Consider the following 17,961-nt stretch of genomic DNA (forward strand, 5'->3'; position numbering starts at 1 on the left):
GATGGGGTTGCTTTGGGGTGCGCCTATTGAGATTAATGAATCCACAAAGGTTTCTCTCAAAGAGGCTTGGGGAATTGTTTTGAACAATTATGATGGGATTAAGGCACAAGATTATGCACAAAAAAAGGCTAAAAAACTCAGCACGGCAGCCAAACTTTCCTTTTTGCCCCAAATTGATCTAAGTGCCTTTTATGTGCATTTAAATAAGCCCATTGAACCAAATTTACTTAGTCAGACCGCCCGTGCTGATTTGCAAAGGCTAGGCAAAGGGTTGGCCACCACTCTTAATACACCTCCGCTTAATGCACTTGGAAACACAGCTGCTTTGGCAGGAGGTTTGGGAAGTGCACTAGGGATACTAAACCAACCCCTTCTCTTTTCAAAGCAAGATGTGGTTTTGGGGGCTTTAAGTATTATTTATCCCCTTTATATGGGCGGTGCGCGTTTTTATATGAGCAAACTCGCATCTTTAGCACATAAGGAATCTATGGAGGTTTCTCGTTTAAAACGGCTTTCCACATTCCAAGAGTTAGTGAAAATCTACTACGGCTTGGTGCTAGACAGAGAGGTCTTGAGTGTACTGCAAGATGTAGAAAAAGGACACTTAGAGCATTACCAAAACGCGCTTAAACGCCAAAAGGCAGGACAGATCGCACGCATAGAAGTACTCAGTGCCTCGGTGGCCTATGAAAAAAGTAGAATCAAAACAATGCAGGCCAAAGATGCCCTAGAAATAGCCCGTTTGGCATTTAATACGATTCTTTCCAAACAAGACGCTTCTAGTGCGCATTTCAGTCCTGTAGCTAATTTAAATATTCATCCTAAGAGTTTGCCCAATCTCAATTTTTTTATTCAAGAAACTCTAAGTTCTTACCCCGTACTCAAAAGTTTAGCGATCAAAAAACAGAGTGCGCATGAGATGGTCAAATTGCAAGTTTCTAAATTCCTCCCTCATTTTAACTTTTTTGGGGCTTATGTGATGAAACAAAATAACTCCACCTTAACAAACATGATTCCAGAGTGGTTTGTGGGTGTGGGAGCACGCCTGCCCATTTTAACTCCTACAGGGCGCATTTTACATTACCAAGCTGCTAAAATTGATGAGCTTCAAACTAGCGCGCTTCAAAGTCAGGCCAGAAAGGACATGGAGCTTTTGGTACATAAAACCTATTTGCAGTGCCAAGCTGCTTTGCGCGAATACAATAGTCTTAATACAAGCATTGAGCTAGCTAAAGAAAATCTAAAACTTCAAGAAGAAGCTTTTAAGGAGGGGATTGGCACAAATTCTCTAGTAATCGATGCGCGCAACGCTCTTTCTGGCGCGCTCATCGAACAAAAAACAAGTGCCTTTAAATATATTAGCGCGCTTGTGGATCTGATGGCTTTAGGGGATCACATCGATCTCTTCTACGATTACGCACACTAGGATCAACATGGCAAAGACATCAAATAAGGGCCTTTTAATTCTTATCGCGGGAGTTTGTTTAGGGATTTTTGGATGGCTAGGTACTCTTTATTACCAAGCTTATACTCACAAAGAAGAACGATTGCAGGGTTTTATCGAAGCTAGAGAATATAGCGTGAGCTCTAAACTTGCTGGACGCATTGAAGAGGTGGTTGTCAAAAAGGGTGATTTTGTAAAAAAAGGCGATCTTATTTTTAGTATCAGCAGTCCAGAAGCGGAAGCTAAACTTTTGCAGGCCAGCTCTAGCCACAAGGCAGCAGCAGCCTTAAGAGATGAAGTACTAAAGGGGAGTCGCACTCAAAGTATTCAGGGTGCAAGGGATATGTATCGAGCTGCTAAAGCACAAAGTGATTTGGCACAAGAAACTTATAGGCGAGTCCAAGAACTCTATAATAAGGGCGTAGCGAGTCTGCAAAAAAGAGATGAGGCCTATGCCGCCTTTCAGAGCGCAACCTACAACAAAGAAGCCGCTTTTCAACAATACCAGCTGGCGCGCGAGGGGGCCAGTCATGAGAGTAAAATTGCAGCTAAAGAAAAAGAGCAGGCAGCACTAGGGCAACTCAATGAAGTACAGGTATTTTTGCGCGACAAAAATGCCTACAGCCCCATAGATGGCGAAGTGAGCAATGTAATTCTCTATGGAGGTGAGTTAAGTCCTAAAGGTTTCCCGGTAGTTTTGGTTACAGACACTGCGCATGCGTGGCTTAATTTAAGCGTACCTGAAAAATATTTAAAAAAGTTCAGTGTGGGTTCTGTGTTTAAGGGCTATGTGCCAGCTTTGGATCAAACTTTAGATTTTAAAGTTACCTATGTGAGCGTAATGGGAGATTTTGCCACTTGGAAAAGCACAAGCGCGAGCAAGAGCTATGACATGCGCTCTTTTGGCATTGAAGCAACCCCTTTAAATGAAATGTCCCGTTTGCGGGTGGGCATGAGTGTTTTGGTCAATCCCTAATGCCACAGCTAGGACAGGATAAATTCACCCTTGTTTTACTTTTTGGCTTGCCTTTATTTTTATGGGCTTTAGTGGTGGGGATTTTTTATAAAGAGCTTCCCACCAAGCTCAATATCGGAATAGTGGATTTAGATCACAGCCATTTGAGCTTGGAGATCAAAAGTGCACTTAATGCTCATAGCCGTTTGCGCATTTTACACTTTTATCCCTCTTTAAACCAAGCAAAGGGAGATTTGGCTAGTAAAGTCGTTTATGCGGTGGTAGTTTTGCCTAGCGGTTTGGAACGGCGCACTAAACTAGGCGTAAAAACTCCGATTGCTCTCTACTATAATGCTGAATTTGTGCTGGTAGGCAAGGCGATCTCTGGTGCTTTTTTGCAAACCCTCATGACCCTCAATGTTAAAAATGATGTTATCATGAATTTGGCGGTGCAGAGTAATTTAAATATCGCTAAAGCACTCGCTTTCCCCGTGCATGCCAAAATCCACCCTCTTTACAACGAAGACAGCAATTACGCGCAATTCCTATTGGGGGTGATTCTGCCATGTATGTGGCAAATTCTTGCGGCTGTGGGCATGCTCAATCTCTTAGAAAAGAGTCGTAATTTTAAAGAAATCTTAGGTGCATTTGCTTGCAACACGGCGATTTTTAGTCTTTGGGGAATTTTGATGTTAGGCTCTTTACAGCCCCATTACACTCATTTAGGTCTGTTGCTTGCTGGAATAGTATTGATGGTACTGGGCATTTCTAGCGTGGCATTGAGTTTATACGCTATTTTGGGCGATCCTATCAAGGTCGCTTCAGCTCTAGCAGCTTACACTGCTCCTTCCCTAGCCTTCGTGGGAGTAACTTACCCTGCTTCCAACATGTCCACACTTGGGGCTTTTTGGGGTTCTCTATTGCCTGTAAGTTATTTTATTAAGATTTTTATTGCGCTAGGGCACTACAGCGATGGACTTATACTAGCTAAAGAGTATCTGCTCAAACTCCCTTTCTTTTTACTCTTTTTGCCATTAGGACTGGGAGTCGCCTATTTAAAAGCGAGAAAAGCGTGCACACCTTTTTAGAAGAATTTAAAGCGATATTAGGAAATGCGGGGGTGCGTTTCATTATTTTTATAGGCCCACTTTTCTACGCCCTTCTCTACCCCCTCCCTTACAAAAACGATATTGTAACAAAGCAGAGCGTGGCTGTAGTAGACACGGATCACAGCACCCTCTCAAGAAAATTTATCCGCATGCTAGAAAGCACTCCGGGGGTGTCAATCAAGACTTTTAGCCATTCTTTGCAAGACGCTAAGAAACTCTTAGAGGAAGAAAAAGTTTATGGGATTGTGTTTATTCCTGAATTTTTTGAACGCTCCTTGTACACCTCCACTCCAGCACAGATTGAACTCTATGCTAATGCAAACTACTTTCTCATCTATGGAGCAATTGCCAATGCGGTTGTAGATGTCAGCGATGCGCTCAGTAATGAAATCAAGACTTACAAAAGCCACTTAATGGAAATTCGCCGCGATCATAATCTTTTCATTTTAAAAACCATTCCTCTTTATAACCCTTCCATAGGTTACCTCAACTACGCTTTAGCCAATGTCTTTATCTTTATTTTGCACCAAACTTTGCTGATGGGTGCAGGTTTGCTCACCTGTGCACAAAAGCGAACCTACGCGTCTTTTTTAGATGCTATCTATGCTATTTTTGCGCGTGTCATGTGCTTTAGCATTTTTTATTTTTTCTTCGTTTTTCTGTACTTTGGTGTGTTTTTTCCCTACTATGGTATCCATATTCATGCCCCTCCCACTGCCCTTTTGGGGATAGCCCTTCTCTTCTTGATGGCAACGGCTAGTTGTGGTGTAATCTTAGGTACTTGTGTAAGTAGACCTGTTTATGTTACTCAGATCATCTTGATCTCCTCTTTGCCCCTGATTTTTATGGTCGGCTTTATTTGGCCCTTAGAGCTTTTACCGACTTCCTTGCGTATTCTACTAGAGATTGTACCGGCCTATCACGGCATTTCTGCGATGGTTATGCTCAATCAATTAGGCGCATCTTTAGTAGCAACTTTACCCCACTTAATGGCCTTGGCAGGAATCTTAATTGGCAGTTCTCTCTTAGGGGCGTGGCGACTCTCTAGGAAATATGCCTAGCAAACTTGGCTTAAAAGATATTGAAGAATCGCTACTAGATCATTTCATCGTTTTGATGGCATTCTTATGTATCAAATCCATAACCATGGAGTACATGCAAACTAATTTTAGGGAAATTTCTTAGATTCAACACAGAATTTTAAGCAAAGTTACAAAGCTCCAGATACCCTCACCCTAACTATCTATTCTATTTTTAGGGAGCTTCCTAATCTTAAACAACACTAAATGGTTTAATGTTGGTTATGTATTCTTGTAAGATGCCCAAGTTTCTATAAAGCACGCGCAAACCAAAAGTCCTGTTTTTGGAAATGATTTTACACAACACGCCCAAACAAACCAAATGCATCCACTTACTTTTGCTCAATTTTAGCCCTAAGAAGTATTGTCTTTAGAGGGGGTTACACTTTGCTGTATAACTCTCTTACAATGACAAACATACAGCTTTAACCTTGTAACTCCCATTTCTTAGAGCTTTACTTGTGATAGAATTGGCGCGGACAAAAGTAGAAACTTATTTAGAAAAGGAAAAATATGTTGCCATTAATTTTAGGTGTCCCTGCTGCACTCAACTTTGCAGAGTCTTTTATTGATAATGTGTTTAGAGATAAGGTTGTGCCCAAACTAGGGAGTATTCTGTATTGTCGTTTGTATGGTCCTACAACTCACACTGGAATTTATGTAGGTGATAAGCAGATTGTAGAGTTGCTAGGCTCTGGGGAAGTGCGCCTTTCCTCGCCCAAGCAGTTTATTAGTGGGACGCAAGCGATGAGTATTTATGTAGCTTGCAAGGGGACACAGGCGGTAGGTTTCCCCCAAGCGGCCACGCGTGCGCGCGCCTTAGTGGGTAAAACTTTAGATTATCCTTTGGCAGGTGTGCCTACAGAAAAGCATGAGCGCAATTGTCATTGCTTTGTTTATGAGTGTCTCACGGGTGAACATGACAGCAGTAAATGGACCTTGCTAGACATTGAAAATAAATTTCGAGGGGAGTTTTTTGACAACTGGCGGGTATGGAATTTACAGAGCGAAGATTTGTTTTAATGAGGTGAATCCAGCACAGAACATATGCTAATAGTTTAAAAAGTTTTTAAGCTTTTATATGTAATCATACCCTCATACCCTCATACCCTCATACCCTCATACCCTCATACCCTCATACCCTCATACCCTCATACCCTCATACCCTCATACCCTCATACCCTCATACCCTCATACCCTCATACCCTCATACCCTCATACCCTCATACCCTCATACCCTCATACCCTCATACCCTCATTGGGCAACTGACAATATAGAGGGCTGGGGGTGTTGGCGAGGGGAAATTTCAGTTAAGGAGTTATGGTGGCAACGGATTTAGATCGCTTTTTTAAAAAAGGTTCAGTGGTTTATTGTGATCTGAGCACTTTTGTAGATCACTCGGGGATTTATGTAGGTAATAATGAATTTGTCGAACTGGGCTCTGATGGGGTTGTTAGAAAGGTTGGAGTTAAGGAATTTATGACATCCCTAAGCGATCAAGAAAAGGGTAAATTTAAACTTAAGGGGAAAATTTATGTTTTTTGCCAACACACTAGTGATGGCAAATGGTCTTCTATAGAGTTTCCACAAGCCTACGATCGCGCGCGAAGTCAGGTAGGAATCACTAAAAAATACGGGGCTATTATGGATAACTGCCATATGTTCACTACAGGGTGTGTTACGGGAAATTTTGCTAATACAGCCAACACAACAGATGGCATCAAAAAAGCCCTTCAAAAACATTTGGGCTTGGATAAAGAGTCAAGCGATTGGGCTAGCGTGGATGTAGAGGCTTGAATTGATTGAGCGGAGGGGCTTATGGCATATTCTCTACGCTATATTTGTAGCGTTGTTTCTCTAGTTGCAACTGGAGTTGTCGTTTCTCTTCCTTTAATAAGTCTTCTTGTCCTTTGAGCTTTTGAATAGTACGACTAGTGTAATAAATGTTATTTGCTAAGTAAATTTTGGGGGCAAAAAGCACAATGGCAAGTACAAGACCTATGATGGCTAAAAGCAACCAAGATAAAGGAATTCCTTGAGCGTTCTCTGTGGTTTGCCCAAAAAGCGCATAGCGTTCATGCTCGCTAGTGCGTAAACGGCGTTCTTCAACTTGCTCGCCTTCTAAGGTAGATTGGTGTGGCATACTTAACCTTGAAAATGAAAGATACGCATTTTAGCACTTCTGGATCGGGGATTTTTTTGTATTTCTTGCTTGCAAGGCGTGATAGGTTTTTTATTCAAACAAACTCCACAGGATTTTGCATATTCTTTAAAAGCGCGTTTAACTTCTCTATCTTCAAGAGAGTGAAAAGAGATAATTGCCAAGCGTGCGTCTTGAAGCTGTCTAGCATATTCTAAAAGTGTGCGCAAATTCTGTATTTCTGCATTGACCTCCATACGGACAGCTTGAAAAACTAAAGTAGCAGGGTGGTGATGGGTGCGGCGCAGATGTTGGCTTAAAAACTCCGCAAGCTCCATCCCACTTTGAAATAAGGATTTATGCCGCCTATTTACAATGAGATGGGCGATCTTCTTAGCCCCTCTTACCTCTCCCTTTTCTAAAACCTGTTCTAAATCATAAAGGCTATAGTGGTTGATCACTTTAAAGGCATCTAGGCTAGCTTGCGCGTCCATGCGCATGTCTAGGGTATGGGAGGCAAACCCAAAGCCTCGAGAAGGGTTATCTAGTTGCAACGAGCTTACGCCCAAATCAGCTAACACGCCATGGCAATTTTGCCAAATGCCCTCATCAATGAGTTGGGCGATCACTTCCGCATAAGTCCCATAGCGGTAAGTAAAACGGGAGGCATAGGGGGTAAGGCGTTGTTTAGCCAAAGACCCTGCCTCTAAGTCACGATCAATCCCAATAACGCGCAAATGTGAATAAGCTTGCAATAAGGCTAGGCTGTGCCCGCCCAAACCTAGGGTGCAGTCGATCAACAGAGGATCGCGCGCATGTGCAAGTGGTGCAAACGCTTGAATCACTTCCTGCAATAAAACACTTTGGTGCATGTTGTCCTTTAATAGTGCATGGGCATAAGCCGAGTTCTGTCGCGGGTGGTTATTTATCTAGGATGGGTTTTACAACCCACCTCTTGCGAAGCGCTACATCTAAGACTCACCATGCGCTTCTTGCTACGGATTGGGTTTACCTAGCCACGCCCAATTGCTTGGGGTGCGGTGGGCTCTTACCCCGCCTTTTCACCCTTACTCTTTAAGAGCGGTTTGTTTCTGTGGCACTTTCCCTTAGCTTACGCTAGCCATCCGTTAAATGGAATCCTGTCTTAGGTAGCTCGGACTTTCCTCTTTGGGTGATTCCCAAAGCAACCACCGCCCATGCGAGGGCATTCTAACCAAAATTAGCTTAATTCCTTAGCAGTTCTCATCGCGACCGATTTTTCCACTTTCTCTAGTCAACAAGGATTTTAGGGTTTGCTCTGCCATTCTCTTTTGCAAAACGGCCAATATTTCTTTGGCAAATCCTGTAGTGCTCTCTTTGAGCCTAGAAACTTCTCCTTGAAGCTCTACAACCTGTTTTTCAAGCTGGGCGTTTTCTTGCCTAAGCTCTGTATTCTCTTTGGTCAAAGTTTCGTATTTGCTTGTTAATTTCATATTTTTGTGCTGGATTTCTTGGATATTTTCACTCAAGAGAGCTTCATTTTCTTCTTGAAGTTGTGCGTTTTGCGTTTTTAGTGTAGAAAGTTCAGCTTCTAAGACTTGTTGCTCACGGCGTATTTTATCTAAACACATTGCGCGATCTTTTAATTCGTGTGTCAACCGATCCCGTTCATTTTGTAATGCATCTAAATGTTCTTGATATTTTGTCAACGCGTGTTGAAATGCCTCCCGTTCTTGATTTGCCTCTTCTATTTCACATTTAAGCCTTTTAATTTCTATCTGCATCTTCTCTTGCTCATTCATAGGTATTTCCTTATGTGGCGAAGTCAATATTAATTATAACTCGCTCTCTGGCAAAATCTTGGACCAGTTTTTAATGAAGCGCAGGAAGGCAGAGGTGTTAGGAGGTTTATCATGGACGATCACATGCCCATTTTCCACGCCCTCCCATAAAAGTTTTTGATGCAGGTGATGTTTTTCCAACACCAAGTGCCAGCTCTCTTGCATCTGCTCTTGCATCAAATTCTGCAGATAACCCGCAAAGCGCTCATTTTCAAACACCACCACCGATTCAGTATTAATATTTGCAGAGCGTGCGTCTAAATTGAAACTTCCAATCCAAACCTTACTCCCATCAAAAATCAAAGTTTTGCTATGGAGTGAGTTTTTAAGTCTCCCGCGTATTTTGAATTTGAGTCCTCGTGTGGTGTAAAAAGCGTATTTTGAGAGATCGCTTTTAGTCTCATAGACATTCGCCCCTGCCTTAACAAGTTTTTTAGCATACCGCTCCCAAGCTCCATAGACAACAATCGCATCGGTAGAGGCGAGCGAGTTGGTGAGGATATTGATCTCCAAACCTCTTTGAAGTTTCTCTTTAAAAATCTTTAAAAGTGTTTGTCCGGGAACTAGATAAGAGGAGGCGATATAAAGAGTGTTAGTCGTATGATTTAAAATCTCTTTTAAGGCTTGTTTAATGGGTGATGTGGGGTGATGGGCGTGGATTTTATAGGGGCTATCGGCAATAAAAGTTGCCTTGCCTTGATAAACAATCTGTTTTTGATGCACAAAATCTTGCATAAATTCTTTGATATGAGCCTCGTAATGTGTGTGGCGATTTGGAGGGTAGAGAATCTTTGAAAGGCGATTTTGGTAAGTTTTGGCGTATTTTTTAAGTTTAGAATGGCTGGGAAGCAGGTGGACGGGAATGGAGTTGGGAAAATTCCAATATTGTAAAAAGCTCTGCTTGGCCTGCAGGCTTACTGGACCTAAAAAAAGCGCGTCAATGTCTAAAAAGTTTTCCTCTAAATCATTATCAAAATACACATCAGCGATATTGCGCCCCCCAATCACTAGAGCGATATTATCCACAATAAAAAGCTTATTATGCATGCGTTTTTTAATGCGATCGTAATCGGCTAACATCTCAAAAATACGCAAACCCTTGTTGCGCACGCGGTAGGGATTAAAAATTTTCACTTCAATATTAGGATGGGTGGAAAGCATGATAATATCAGACATATCAGAATCCAAGCCATTATCATCAATCAAGAGTCGTACATGCACACCCCTTTGGGCAGCGCGATAGAGCTCAAACATCATGGCACGCGAAGCGATGTCGTTTTTGTAAATATAGGTTTGAATATCAATATTGTGCACCGCCATGCGGATCAACACAATGCGTTGTAAAAGAGCTTCATCTCCCTCTTGTAAAAGAAAACCTAGACTTTGATTGGGGTGTTGTGCTAATTGTGTGGAATAAATTTGAGCTATGGGAGTTTGTAGAGGGTTATAAGCTTCTAGTTTAGAGTGTGAATAAGGGGCTTGCTGACGGATGATAGTGCACCCGACCAGCAAAAACACCCATAGAAAAGCAAAAAGACGGGAAAAACGCAAGAGAGGAGCTTAATCCTTTAACGACTCTTACCAACCTTCACCATACGATTACGCAGTTCCGCTAGGCTATCCTTAAGAGGGATTTCCTTAGGGCAAGTGTCATGGCAACCAATCAAACTCATGCACCCAAAAATCCCATCATCATCGCCCACTAATTCGTAAAAATCCTCATCAGTGCGTTCATCATGAGAGTCAATCAAAAAGCGCATGGCACGATTGAGTCCAGCAGCACCTAAGAAGTTTTCACGCATTAATTTAGTCCCACAGGCAGCAATACAGCACCCGCATTCAATACAGCGATCCAGCTCGAACACCTCTTGAGCCTCATCTGGATCGATGCGCTCTTCAGGCTTAGTGATGTCCACTTCTTTGCGGTGATGTGCCCAACTCTCCACGCGCTTAGTCATGCTAAAGAACCACTCACCCGTATTTACGCTCAAATCTTTAATGAGGGGGAAAGAAGGCATGGGCATAAGCGTAATCACGCCCTCACTAAAGCTAGAAGTGAGGGTTTTACACGCCAAGCGCGGGCGGCCATTGACCATCATCGCACAGCTCCCACAAATCCCCGCACGGCAAACAAAATCAAAACTCAAATCCGGATCCAAAGTTTCGCGGATAATCCCCAGCGCAATAAAAAGGGTCATCGAAGGGGTTTCTTGGAGTTGGTACTCTTTAAAATGGGGTTTAGACACCGCGCTTTGGGGGTCAAACTTTAGGGCTTTAATGGTGATCGTGCGACTCATTGCGCGTCTCCTAGTCGAATGTTGCGGGCTTTATACTGGGGCTGTAGATCAAAGGGCATGAGGGCTTCTTGCAAAGCGTAACGATCTCCTCCGCGCGCCTTAATTTCCTCTGTGATTTTAGCAATTTGGGCATCTCTCTCTTCTTTAAGGGGATGGGGGATGAAGTTGCCCTTAGCCCCATAGCCCCTAAAGTCGGGGCTAATTTCCATCGCCATGATGTCCAAATCCTCATATTCTAAAGTGGGCAAAGTTTGCTCTGGGTCGCTCCAAGAGGCGAGTGTGCGTTTTAACCACTTAGCGTCATCGCGTTTAGGGAAGTCCATGCGCGTATGCGCCCCGCGACTCTCTGTGCGATCTAACGCGCCCTTAGAAATACAAAGGGCAAGTTTAAGCATTTTTTGCGTGCGGTAGGCATCTTCAAGCTCGGGATTATTGTGGGTTTTTTTGTTCTTGACATGGATGTGCAAAGAGCGTTTGTAGAGTTCCTCTAGTTCATGCACGGCTTCCTCAAGCCCCGCACCCTCTCTAAAGACTCCAACTTTTTCATCCATGATCTCACGCATGCGCTCTCGAATCATATAGACATCCTCTTTGCCCTCATTGTGTAAGAGACCTTGCAAATGATCCTCTGTCTTTTTGATGAAGTTTTGCGCGATTTGGGTGCTAATTTCAATGCTAGCTTGTGCGCAGTGTTGGGCGAAGTAATCTCCAATGATCATCCCAGCAACCACTGCTTCACTCACAGAATTACCTCCCAAGCGGTTAAAGCCGTGCAAGTCCCAACAAGCTGCCTCGCCCGCGCAAAAGAGCCCTTTTAAATAGCTCTCACCCTTGTAATTGGTGCGTAAACCACCCATAGAATAGTGTTGCATGGGCTTAATGGGCACCCAACCTTTAGAGCCTTCATCGGCTGGATCGATGCCTGCAAAGGTTTTAGCGATGTCTTGCACATCGCGCAGGTTTTTTTCTACATGCGCGCGCCCTAAGATGGAAATGTCCAGCCACACATGCTCACCATAAGGGGAGGGCACGCCCTTACCGCTTTTAATATGCTCCAAAATGCGCCGACTCACCACATCCCGACTGGCCAACTCTTTTTTCTCAGGCTCATAATCAGGCATGAAGCGATAACCATCTTTATCGCGCAACACGCCTCCATCACCTCGACAACCCTCTGTCATCAAAATCCCGCTAGGCACAAGCGCAGTGGGGTGGAATTGTACCGCTTCCATATTGCCCAGCTTGGCCACTCCAGTTTCTAAAGCGCAAGCAATCCCCACACCATCACAAATCACCGCGTTAGTGGTGTGCTTATAGACCCGTCCATATCCCCCGGTAGCTAAAAGCGTGCCTTTAGATACATAGGCACTTAACTCTCCGGTGATAAGATCGCGCACCACGGCACCATAGCACACACCCTCATGATGGATAAGGGTTAAAATTTCCTTGCGATCCTGGATATCTACATTGTAGCGTAGAGCTTCGTTGGCCACCGCATAAAGCATGGTATGCCCGGTCGCATCCGCAGTAAAACAAGTGCGCCATTTTTTCGTGCCCCCAAAGTCGCGGCTTTGAATATAACCATGACGATCTTCTCTTTCGGTAATGGTTACATGTTCGCCATTAATCACAGCAGGACGATCGCCCTTTTTAATGCGTGTCCAAGGCACGCCCCAGCTAGCCAGTTCGCGGATAGCTTTAGGAGCGGTGGTTACAAACATGCGCGCCACTTGTTGATCACAACCCCAATCGCTCCCTTTGACGGTGTCTAGGAAGTGCAGATCTTCATTATCCCCCTCGCTCATTTTGGCATTCCCTAAACTCGCCTGCATGCCTCCTTGCGCAGCTGCTGAGTGGGAACGCCTGACAGGCACTAGAGAAAGTACAATAGTATGTAACCCGCGCTGTTTGCACGCAATGCTTGCGCGCAAGCCCGCCAATCCGCCACCCACTACCAACGCATCACAATAGATAATCTTCATTCTTTTCCTTCCTTGTGCAATTGTTCATCTAACTGAACTGCCTGTTGTATGCTCATAATGCCCTGACTTTTTTGAGCGATCCCTTTTTTGACATACGCGCCATAGGTGAGCAAGCCTAACACAATGAAAAACACGCTCATACTCCATTTGGCTTTGCGTAAACCCTCAACACCCAAGTTTTTAAACCAACCCCATTTGATCGCCAAACGATACAGCCCAATAGAGCCATGCAATTCCACCGCAAAGAGAAGAAAAATATAGAGTAACCAAAAATGTTGGCTCACAAAGCGATAGGAGGAAGCGTGCGGTCCGATGCTATGAGGTGCAGTAAGCATCACAAAGAGATGCACGCTCGCTAAAAAAAACATGGCAAAGCCTGTACCTACTTGCACAAACCATAAAGAGGTGTCTCCGTGCTTCATCAGGTATTTGTGAGTTGTAAAAATTTTATATTGGCGGTAGTTGATAGGAAACTTCCTAAGTGCCAAGAAAGCATGGATGACTAAAATAGCGATCACCACTGCAGCTACCGCGCTTACTATGGCTGGCTCACCTGCCTTGATAAATAAACTGCCCTCAAAGAACTTTGTAACTGCATACATAGCGCGATCGCTAATTAAAATACTGCTCACAAAAAACATGTGGGCAATCATGAACAACGCTAAAACAAGACCAGTCGCACTCTGCAGAAAGTCTAATTTAGCGTAAGCCCCACTCTTTTTACGCTCGGTAGTAAGCCCATAGTAGCCCTCTATAATTTCCTCTTGTTGCATGCCACTCCCTTCTTATTTTCTTAAAATGATAGCAAAATTCTTATACTTTTTGGGTTATCTTTGCCATCTTTTGCTAAGATTCTTGGAGTTTATCCATGTGGAGTCTGCTATGAAATATATTTTAGCCAATCTCAAGTCTTACAATTTAGACCTCAAAGCCTATTTAGATACTTTAGAAAATCTGCTTACCCCTGATAGTGCTCCCTATGTGAGTGTTTTCCCCCCCCTCTTGGAATTAGGCGCAATCAACACCCCTTATAAACATTTCCACTTGGGCACACAAAACGCTTACCCTGCCCTAGAGGGCGCGTTCACTGGGGAGGTTACCCTACAAGCTTTACAAAAAAGGCAGATTAAGAGCGTGTTGATTGGGCATAGTGAAAGGCGTTTGCTCTTGAATGAAAGCCCTGTACTCTGCCAACAAAAGTTTGAGTTTTTTGCCCAACATGGGTTTCAAGTCGTCTTTTGCATTGGAGAGAGCCTGGAATTACGCCAGCAGGGTGAGGAGGCACTTTTAAAACATCTCTTAAGTCAGCTTCAAGGTGTGGATTTGGAATATCCCAAACTCTTGATCGCCTATGAACCCATTTGGGCGATTGGTACAGGTGTGAGTGCTAGCTCTGCAGACATCGCTCAGACCCTAGAGTGCTTGCGCGCCAAACTCAAACCTAACCCTCTAATCGTCTATGGGGGCAGTGTGCAGTGTGGAAATGTGGCAGAAATTTTAGATTTAGACGCGGTCGATGGGGTTTTGGTGGGCAAAGCCAGCCTAGAGGCACACAATTTAGCTAGAATGGTAGAAATTTCTGCTACAAAGGAGTTTGCATGACTTTAAGCGCGCTATTACAACAATACCAGCCAGAGATCAGTCTCCCCGTTGGTTCTAAAGATTTTGAAGTGGCAGGAGTTGCCCCCCTAGAGGAGGCGACCCCTCAGCACCTAAGTTATGTCGATCAAAAGTCTTATTTGAAAAAGCTCAAAGACACGAAGGCGGGCGCGATTTTTATTCGCGCTGAACATGCTAGCAAAATCCCCTCTAGCTCTCTAGCCCTCATCACGCCCAACCCTCATTTGGCTTTTGCGCGTATTTCAGAGGCGTTTAAAACCGAAATGTTCACCCGCCCCATTGAGCCCAGCCCCCCCAAGTTGGGCGCAGGCGTAGTGCTCATGCCCGGAGTGGTTTTGGGCGAGGGGGTAGAAGTGGGTGAAGGGAGCGTTCTTATGGCCAATGTGGTGGTAGGTGATGGGGTAAAAATTGGGGCGCATTGTAAGATTTATCCCAATGTTACCATTTATCAAAACACCCAAATTGGCAACCATGTCTACATCCACGCCAATAGTGTCATCGGAAGCGATGGCTTTGGTTATGCCCACACGCCAGAGGGCACGCATGTCAAGATCGAACATACGGGCATTGTGCGTATTGACGATCATGTGGAGATTGGCGCAAACACGACCATTGATCGCGCAGTTTTTGGGGTTACCCATATCCAAGAGGGGGTTAAGGTAGATAATTTGGTGCAAGTGGGACATAATTGCGTATTGGGCGCGCATTCCATCATTGTCGCGCAAGTGGGGCTTTCTGGCTCTACAACGATGGGGCGCAATGTGGTTTTAGGCGGGCAGGTGGGCACGGGGGGACATATGCACATCGGAGAGTTTACCCAAATTGGGGGCAAGGGCGCGGTGGGCAAGGACTTGCCTCCTCATACCAATTATGCCGGGGCGATCCCAGCGATGGAAATCCACGAATGGCATCATTTCCTAGCCACCCTGCGCCGTTTTGCTAAAAAGCAAAAACCCAGTTTGATTGCCAAGGGCTTATCTAAAGTATGGAAACGCTAAAGGATACACGCAAACGCTCCATCATTGCAGCAACTAGCGGGAACTTGGTCGAATGGTTTGATTTTTATATCTATGCCTTCAGTGCCACTTATTTTGCCCATGCCTTTAGCGAGTCTTCTAACCCCATTATCCAACAAATTCAAGCTTTTGGGATTTTTGCGGCGGGCTTTTTTATGCGCCCGCTGGGATCATGGTTTTTTGGCGCGTTAGCCGACAAAATTGGGCGCAAAAAGTCTATGGTGATCTCTGTGATCACGATGGCTTTGGGCTCTTTTATGATTGCTGCACTGCCTAGCAAAGAGTTGGTAGGAGATTATGCGATCTTTTTTCTTTTAATAGCTAGGTTAATTCAGGGCTTGAGCGTGGGGGGAGAATATGGCATTGTGGCGACCTATTTAGCCGAATTGGCAGGTAAGAATCGGCGTGGATTCTATGGCTCTTTCCAGTATGTAACTCTCATTGGCGGGCAGTTTTTAGCCATAGCTAGCATTAGCGTCTTGCTTGCCATTTTTGGAGTGGACCAAATGAGTGCTTTTGCGTGGCGTTTTCTCTTTGTCTTGGGCGGGGTGTTGGCTCTAGGATCGCTTGTGGCGCGTAAATTCATGGAGGAGAGTTCTAGCAATTTAGAAGCGCATGAGCAGCGGGGTACACTCAAGGCGTTACGACCTCATTGGCACGCCTGCGTGCTGGTAGCCGGTATCACGGCCGGAGGCTCGCTAGGCTTTTACACCATCACCACTTACGCTAAAACTTTTTTAGAAAATTCGGGCATGCCTAAAGCGGGGGTGAATAATCTGTTTTTGATCGCGCTGGCGATCTTGATGTGTCTTCAGCCCCTCTTTGGTTATATCGGGGATAAGATTAGCTTTAAACGCTCCATTGTGATCTACACTTTTTTAGCCCTCATAGGCATTTACCCCCTCTTTGTAGGTTTAGCGCACTATGCCCACCACCCGCCTATCGCCTTTAGCTTGGTGCTGTGCTTATTTGGCATTTTAAGCTTTTATACTTCTGTCTCAGGAATTGTCAAGGCCCAGCTCTTCCCCCAACATGTGCGCGCGTTGGGCACGGGCTTTAGCTTTGCAATCGCTAACGCCATTTTTGGAGGTACGGCCCCCTATATCGCCCTAAAATTCAAAAACACCCACTTAGAAAATGGCTTTTTTGTCTATGTGGCGGTGGTGATAGGTGTTGCCTTCATTTGCGCCCTCTATTTACCAAAAGCCAATGAATTAAGACTTTAATCGCTTGATTTTAGCCCCTAGGGCATGCATTTTACCTTCTAAGTTTTCATAGCCACGATCTAGGTGGTAAATGCGATGGATGCGGGTTTTACCCTTAGCCACTAAGGCTGCTAAGACTAAGGCTGAAGAAGCTCTTAGATCAGTAGCCATCACATCTGCCCCCACGAGCGCGCTCTCTCCTTTAATGCGCGCTAGCGCACCTTTGAGCGCAATATGTGCTCCCATGCGTTGTAATTCACAGACATGCATAAAGCGGTTTTCAAAAAGGCGTTCTTCAATTAAACTTTCCCCCTCACATTGTGTGGCCAAAGCCATAAATTGGGCTTGCAAATCTGTAGGAAATCCCGGGTATTCCGCTGTATTAATCTCAAAAGAAATCCGTTTAGAGGCGGGTTTTAAAGAGATCGCATGCCCTAAGGAATCCATCTCGTCAAAAGTTAAATGAAAACCAATTTCGCTTAACTTAGCTAACACCATCTCTAAGTGATGGGCATTGGCATGAATACAAGTTAGAGGGGAATTTGTGATTGCAGCTGCACATAGATAAGTGCCACATTCAATGCGATCGGGAATGATGTTAAGAGGTTTGAAATTTAGGGTTTCTCCACCCGTTCCCCTGATATTGAGTTCGGCACTTCCTACTCCGTCTATCTCTACCCCTGCTGCTTGCAAAAACTCGCAAAGTTGCACCACTTCGGGTTCTCTGGCCGCATTGATGATCCTGCTCTCACCACTAGCCAAGCTCGCTGCCATTATGATATTTTCCGTGCCCGTAACGCTGATCTTGTCAAAAACAAGATCGCAACCCTTAAGCCTTTTCTTAGCTTTTGCTACGATGTAGCCTTGATCGATGTGTATTTGCGCTCCCATCTTTTCTAGGGCTTTGAGATGTAAATCTACTGGGCGCGCGCCAATGGCACAACCTCCGGGCAAACTCACTTTGCAACGCCCCAAGCGCGCCAAAAGAGGGCCGAGTACTAGAATGGAAGCGCGCATCTTGCGCACAATCTCATAGGGCGCGTCCATGTGAGTGATTTGGCTCGCGTCTAAATGAATTTCATGGGGGTTTTGCCACCCAAGTTGCACGCCCAAATGCGTTAAGAGAGTAGCCATAGCCTGCACATCAGCGACAGCGGGCAAATTAGAGATGTGTGCCATATGGCCTAAAAGCGTGCAGGCCAAAATGGGCAAAGCGGCATTCTTAGCCCCAGAGATGGGGATTTGTCCCTCCAAACTCTGCTGACCCTTAATCTCTAAATAATCCATGATAAC

At 44.6% G+C, this 17,961-nt stretch carries 17 protein-coding genes and 1 other RNA gene; 9 read left to right on the forward strand and 9 right to left on the reverse strand.

Annotated elements, in window-relative coordinates:
- The first annotated feature begins 1 nt into the window (after position 1).
- From C6H00_RS00480 to C6H00_RS00505, 6 genes are all read left to right on the forward strand, one after another.
- Complete coding sequence (locus C6H00_RS00480; protein ID WP_407645514.1) at positions 2-1,426, forward strand: TolC family protein; 1,425 nt, start codon at positions 2-4, stop codon at positions 1,424-1,426.
- A gap of 7 nt (positions 1,427-1,433) precedes the next feature.
- Positions 1,434-2,420: an HlyD family secretion protein gene (locus tag C6H00_RS00485; protein WP_104749102.1), complete on the forward strand. Its 987-nt coding sequence runs from the start codon at positions 1,434-1,436 to the stop codon at positions 2,418-2,420.
- Positions 2,420-3,487 (forward strand): ABC transporter permease, encoded by a 1,068-nt coding sequence (locus C6H00_RS00490; RefSeq protein ID WP_104749103.1) that lies wholly within the window; start codon positions 2,420-2,422, stop codon positions 3,485-3,487. Before C6H00_RS00485 ends, C6H00_RS00490 begins: the two co-directional genes overlap by 1 nt.
- The gene (locus C6H00_RS00495) at positions 3,472-4,569 is read left to right on the forward strand and encodes an ABC transporter permease (RefSeq protein ID WP_104749104.1); all 1,098 of its coding nucleotides are present in this window, start codon (positions 3,472-3,474) and stop codon (positions 4,567-4,569) included. Before C6H00_RS00490 ends, C6H00_RS00495 begins: the two co-directional genes overlap by 16 nt.
- A 531-nt stretch (positions 4,570-5,100) precedes the next feature.
- On the forward strand, positions 5,101-5,610 hold the full coding sequence (locus C6H00_RS00500; RefSeq protein ID WP_104749105.1) for a hypothetical protein: 510 nt from the start codon (positions 5,101-5,103) through the stop codon (positions 5,608-5,610).
- Positions 5,611-5,911: 301 nt separating this feature from the next.
- Entirely contained in the window at positions 5,912-6,385 is a 474-nt protein-coding gene (locus tag C6H00_RS00505; protein WP_104749106.1) for a lecithin retinol acyltransferase family protein, read from the forward strand.
- Between the two features lie 19 nt (positions 6,386-6,404).
- Here the strand turns inward: C6H00_RS00505 and C6H00_RS00510 are convergent, their stop codons facing one another.
- The 8 genes from C6H00_RS00510 to C6H00_RS00545 all read right to left on the reverse strand — a co-directional run bounded on the left by C6H00_RS00510 (position 6,405) and on the right by C6H00_RS00545 (position 13,600).
- Positions 6,405-6,731, reverse strand: coding sequence for a hypothetical protein (locus tag C6H00_RS00510; protein ID WP_104749107.1), 327 nt, complete (start codon positions 6,729-6,731; stop codon positions 6,405-6,407).
- 2 nt (positions 6,732-6,733) lie between these two features.
- Positions 6,734-7,600: a 16S rRNA (cytosine(1402)-N(4))-methyltransferase RsmH gene (gene rsmH / locus C6H00_RS00515; RefSeq protein WP_104749108.1), complete on the reverse strand. Its 867-nt coding sequence runs from the start codon at positions 7,598-7,600 to the stop codon at positions 6,734-6,736.
- Between the two features lie 10 nt (positions 7,601-7,610).
- Positions 7,611-7,930: RNase P RNA component class A (rnpB, locus tag C6H00_RS00520), an RNA gene on the reverse strand.
- A 30-nt stretch (positions 7,931-7,960) separates the two neighbouring features.
- A complete protein-coding gene (locus C6H00_RS00525; protein ID WP_104749109.1) occupies positions 7,961-8,509 on the reverse strand; it encodes a hypothetical protein in 549 nt (182 codons plus the stop codon).
- A 33-nt stretch (positions 8,510-8,542) separates the two neighbouring features.
- Entirely contained in the window at positions 8,543-10,099 is a 1,557-nt protein-coding gene (locus C6H00_RS00530; RefSeq protein WP_104749110.1) for a phospholipase D family protein, read from the reverse strand.
- A gap of 17 nt (positions 10,100-10,116) precedes the next feature.
- The gene (locus tag C6H00_RS00535) at positions 10,117-10,845 is read right to left on the reverse strand and encodes a fumarate reductase iron-sulfur subunit (RefSeq protein ID WP_104749111.1); all 729 of its coding nucleotides are present in this window, start codon (positions 10,843-10,845) and stop codon (positions 10,117-10,119) included.
- Complete coding sequence (locus C6H00_RS00540; RefSeq protein WP_104749112.1) at positions 10,842-12,827, reverse strand: fumarate reductase flavoprotein subunit; 1,986 nt, start codon at positions 12,825-12,827, stop codon at positions 10,842-10,844. The genes C6H00_RS00535 and C6H00_RS00540 overlap by 4 nt, the downstream gene beginning before the upstream one ends.
- Positions 12,824-13,600: a fumarate reductase cytochrome b subunit gene (locus C6H00_RS00545; RefSeq protein ID WP_104749113.1), complete on the reverse strand. Its 777-nt coding sequence runs from the start codon at positions 13,598-13,600 to the stop codon at positions 12,824-12,826. Before C6H00_RS00545 ends, C6H00_RS00540 begins: the two co-directional genes overlap by 4 nt.
- Here C6H00_RS00545 and C6H00_RS00550 point away from each other — a divergent pair.
- Genes C6H00_RS00550 through C6H00_RS00560 form a run of 3 tightly spaced genes read left to right on the forward strand, consistent with a single transcriptional unit; the run spans position 13,599 to position 16,689 of the window.
- Positions 13,599-14,429, forward strand: coding sequence for a triose-phosphate isomerase (locus C6H00_RS00550; RefSeq protein ID WP_233704332.1), 831 nt, complete (start codon positions 13,599-13,601; stop codon positions 14,427-14,429). The two genes, C6H00_RS00545 and C6H00_RS00550, sit on opposite strands and share 2 nt — an antisense overlap.
- A complete protein-coding gene (gene lpxD / locus C6H00_RS00555) occupies positions 14,426-15,445 on the forward strand; it encodes a UDP-3-O-(3-hydroxymyristoyl)glucosamine N-acyltransferase (RefSeq protein WP_104749115.1) in 1,020 nt (339 codons plus the stop codon). The genes C6H00_RS00550 and lpxD overlap by 4 nt, the downstream gene beginning before the upstream one ends.
- Positions 15,433-16,689, forward strand: a complete 1,257-nt coding sequence (locus C6H00_RS00560) for an MFS transporter (protein WP_104749116.1) — start codon at positions 15,433-15,435, stop codon at positions 16,687-16,689. The genes lpxD and C6H00_RS00560 overlap by 13 nt, the downstream gene beginning before the upstream one ends.
- Here C6H00_RS00560 and murA read toward each other — a convergent pair.
- A complete protein-coding gene (gene murA / locus C6H00_RS00565; protein WP_104749117.1) occupies positions 16,678-17,955 on the reverse strand; it encodes a UDP-N-acetylglucosamine 1-carboxyvinyltransferase in 1,278 nt (425 codons plus the stop codon). The two genes, C6H00_RS00560 and murA, sit on opposite strands and share 12 nt — an antisense overlap.
- Positions 17,956-17,961: the final 6 nt, after the last annotated feature.

It is taken from the genome of Helicobacter cynogastricus (genome assembly GCF_900197855.1).
GTDB lineage: Bacteria > Campylobacterota > Campylobacteria > Campylobacterales > Helicobacteraceae > Helicobacter > Helicobacter cynogastricus.